General features: G+C 75.4%; 2 protein-coding genes. Both read right to left on the bottom strand.

Going from position 1 to position 1,437, the window contains the following annotated elements:
- Positions 1-87 precede the first annotated feature (87 nt).
- Positions 88-651, bottom strand: coding sequence for a protocatechuate 3,4-dioxygenase subunit alpha (gene pcaG / locus ABZ951_RS33840; RefSeq protein ID WP_344090949.1), 564 nt, complete (start codon positions 649-651; stop codon positions 88-90).
- On the bottom strand, positions 652-1,296 hold the full coding sequence (pcaH, locus tag ABZ951_RS33835; RefSeq protein WP_361281796.1) for a protocatechuate 3,4-dioxygenase subunit beta: 645 nt from the start codon (positions 1,294-1,296) through the stop codon (positions 652-654).
- Positions 1,297-1,437 lie beyond the last annotated feature (141 nt).

Raw genomic sequence — 1,437 nt, 5'->3', positions numbered from 1 at the left:
TAAGATGTTTGTATTCCCATTGTGGCTTTTTTGCCGCGCCCGCAGGGCGCTCGCCGCCGCAGGCGGCAACGCGGCAATGCCGACACGTCACCCAGGCCCCTGCCCGGAGGGAAAGGAGAGAAACACCGTCTCCCCTTCGCCGCTCAGACGGACATCGAAGCGGCGAGCGCGGGCGTGGCCGGGGTCAGGCGCCGCCAGCAAGGTCCGCCGCCGCTCGGCCGGCAGGGCGGCGAGCAGCGGGTCGTCCTGGGGGAGGGAGAAGTAGGCGCGGGTGAACAGGTGGTGGGTCAGCCCCCGGGCGTGGACGCACACCGCGAGGTAGGGCGCGCCGCCCGGGGGCAGCGTGCGCAGGACGAAGCGGCCGTCCCGGCCGGTGGGCACCCGGGCGAACCCGGTGAACGTCATCCCGTCGCGCCGCAGACTGCCGGGCGCCCCCGACAGCGAGCCGTCGGGAGCCGCCTGCCAGAACTCCAGCAGCGCGTCGGGTACCGGCTCACCGGCGCCGTCGTACACGCACCCGTGCACGGTGACGGTGCCCGGGTGCCCGGCGGGCGCCGCGTCACCGCCCGCGGGCACCGGGAGGGCCTGGGCGTAGAAGGGACCGATGGTCTGTGACGGGGTCGGGGGGACCGGCGGGAGCGGAGCGGGCATTCAGCGGCCCTCCTCGGCCCAGGTGGCGGCCGGGCCGTCCAGGACGATGTCCCAGCGGTAGCCGAGCGACCACTCGGGGGTGTTCAGCGCGGGGTCGTACGCGGCGACCAGCCGCTCCTGCGCGGCCGGGTCGCCGAGGGCGTTCCAGATCGCGTCGTACGGCAGCAGCGGGTCGCCGGGGAAGTACATCTGGGTGACCAGGCGCTGGGTGAACGCCGTGCCGAAGAGGGAGAAGTGCAGGTGGGCGGGGCGCCAGGTGTTGGGGCGGTCGCTGCGCCAGGGGTAGGCGCCGGGCCGGACGGTCGTGAAGCGGTACCGGCCCTCGTCGTCGGTCAGACACCGGCCCGTGCCGGTGAAGTTCGGGTCGAGCGGCGCCTGGTGCCGGTCGAGGCCGTGCGCGTAGCGGCCCGCGGCGTTGGCCTGCCACAGCTCCACCAGCTGGCCGTGCACCGGCCGGCCCCGGCGGTCCAGGACGCGCCCGCCGACGGTGATGCGCTCGCCGAGGGGTTCCCCGCGGTGCTGCCGGGTCAGGTCGCAGTCCAGCGGGCCGACGTCGGCCGGGCCGAAGACGGGGCCGGTCAGCTCGACGGCGCCCGGGGCGGGGCGCACGGGCACGGGCGGCCGTCCGGGGCGGCGCAGCGCGATGCCGGTGTAGGGGCCGAAGGCGGGCGTCCCGGCGGGTGGCGCGGGGGCGCCATGGCTCGGCCATCGGCGTGGTCATGCTGCTGATCCTGCTGGCCGTCACCCTCGGCTACCTGAGGCTGCTGAAGCGTCAGGGGGAGGAAA

This window comes from Streptomyces sp. NPDC046215 (assembly GCF_040646215.1).
Lineage (GTDB): Bacteria > Actinomycetota > Actinomycetes > Streptomycetales > Streptomycetaceae > Streptomyces > Streptomyces stramineus.
This window is presented reverse-complemented; position numbering and strand designations above follow the sequence as displayed.